General features: G+C 48.8%; 3 protein-coding genes and 1 pseudogene. 2 read left to right on the top strand and 2 right to left on the bottom strand.

Features of this window, described 5'->3' with window-relative positions:
* Nucleotides 1–341, top strand: a pseudogene (locus WBV75_RS01680) (NADP-dependent isocitrate dehydrogenase); the annotation flags it as partial.
* A 51-nt stretch (nucleotides 342–392) separates the two neighbouring features.
* Here the strand turns inward: WBV75_RS01680 and WBV75_RS01685 are convergent.
* Entirely contained in the window at nucleotides 393–773 is a 381-nt protein-coding gene (locus WBV75_RS01685; RefSeq protein WP_424118922.1) for a DoxX family protein, read from the bottom strand.
* A gap of 99 nt (nucleotides 774–872) precedes the next feature.
* Here WBV75_RS01685 and WBV75_RS01690 point away from each other — a divergent pair, with 99 nt between their 5' ends.
* Nucleotides 873–1,256 (top strand): DUF2237 family protein, encoded by a 384-nt coding sequence (locus tag WBV75_RS01690; protein ID WP_424118923.1) that lies wholly within the window; start codon nucleotides 873–875, stop codon nucleotides 1,254–1,256.
* Here the strand turns inward: WBV75_RS01690 and upp are convergent.
* A partial coding sequence (gene upp / locus WBV75_RS01695) for a uracil phosphoribosyltransferase (protein ID WP_424118924.1) occupies nucleotides 1,251–1,724 on the bottom strand: 474 nt, incomplete at its 5' end. The genes WBV75_RS01690 and upp overlap by 6 nt on opposite strands.

Below are 1,724 nucleotides of genomic sequence, written 5' to 3' on the forward strand. Positions count from 1 at the left end.
CTTCCAAAAAGGAGCTCAAAGGAGTCGATGTGTTTGTCGACTGGAGAGGGCAAGACCCGGATGATCTGGCAGCCAAGCTCCAGGTCATTGAAAACCCGGCCCTGAAATTATCGATGATTACCAACCGGGGGGTAAAGGTATGGCCCAACGGTTTTGACGAGACCTTTTGTACAGACCACTGGAGATGCCGGTACAGTGCATCAAAAGACATACAGGTACGTAAGGAAGATATTATCGAAGTATTGCAAAAAGCTGTTTTATCAAATGTCGATATTATCAAAACTGAAAACCTGTATGAATTCGACGGGGTCCGGGGATATTCCCTCGGACAGGGGCAGTAAAAGTCCCAAAATACCCTCAATGAACACCTCCCATGCCCGGGAGGTGTTTTTTTATTGAATGAATCCGGTACTGTAGAGCCAGATAAAAACAGACAGCAAGAGAAACAGGAATGCCGGCAGGGCCTTTTTTAATGGATCTTTTACCTTTAAGTGCATCCATATAGCACCAACCATCAGGAAACCCATGGCAGCTGAAGCCGGAATGGCCAGGGCGGGAAACCAAATAGAAACAATAAGACCGATAGCGGAAAGCACCTTGAGAAACCCTACGGCATACATCATGGTTTCGGAGAGTCCATAGACTTTGAACTCCTCTTTCATATTCCCGGCACCTCCGGCCCTCCATTGGGTACCCCTACTTGCCCTGAAAAACCAAACGTTTACAATACTGACAAATAAAATGATTTTGGCGGCGGTTACTAGATCTTCCATAATCTGCTGTTTTTTCTTAATATAAGCATAAAAATAGATTTTTTTCAACACCCGGGACTCCCGTTTTAATCCCGGCCATTGTACCTTTAATAAAAAACCATGGAACCTGATTTGAATGTGCTCGGAGGTGAACTCCGCCCTTGTTGTACCCAACCCCTCACCGGATTCTACAGGGACGGACAATGCCGTACAGGACCGGAAGACACAGGAACCCATGTAGTTTGTGCTATTATGACGGAGGAATTTTTGAGGTTTACCCGAAGTAAGGGAAATGATCTGAGCACCCCCATCCCCTATTACAATTTTCCCGGTTTGAAACCGGGAGATCGCTGGTGCCTCTGTGTTTCGCGCTGGCGGCAAGCGTACTTAGAAGGGCTGGCTCCCCCCGTCGTTTTAGAGGCAACCCATAAAAAGGCCCTGGAAACTGTGCCCTTTCAATGGCTGCTGGAGTATAAACATACCCACGAAGAGGGCGGGCTATAACTTCAACCCGAAAGCGAGATCCCCCGCATCTCCAATTCCCGGAATGATGTACCCGTTAGGGCTGAGGGTATCGTCAACGGCCGCAATCCAAAGATGTGTCTGCTCGGGGAAAATTCCTGAAACGTGCGCAATGCCTTTTTTGGAACCAATTACGGAGAGGATATGAATCTGATCGGGTTCCCCGTGTGCCCTGAGTGCCTTCAGGACATTTTCCAGGGTCTTTCCCGTGGCGAGCATCGGATCGGTCAGTACCAGGGTCTTCCTGTTTAAATCCGGGGCTGCCAGATATTTTACAACCACTTCAAAAGCATCACCGCCTTCCGGGTGATGGCGATAGGCAGAGATGAATGCATTTTCGGCCCGGTCAAAATAATTGAGGAGCCCCTGGTGCAATGGCAACCCGGCCCGTAGTACCGAACACAGGACAAGTGGCGAAACCGGAATAGGCATAGTGGTAGTTCCCAGGGG

It is taken from the genome of Robiginitalea sp. (assembly GCF_049588695.1).
Classification (GTDB): domain Bacteria; phylum Bacteroidota; class Bacteroidia; order Flavobacteriales; family Flavobacteriaceae; genus Robiginitalea.

Excerpts from the sequence above, each read along its gene's own strand:
- WBV75_RS01685 (WP_424118922.1), bottom strand. The coding sequence starts at position 773 with ATGGAAGATCTAGTAACCGCCGCCAAAATCATTTTATTTGTCAGTATT.
- WBV75_RS01690 (WP_424118923.1), top strand. The coding sequence starts at position 873 with ATGGAACCTGATTTGAATGTGCTCGGAGGTGAACTCCGCCCTTGTTGT.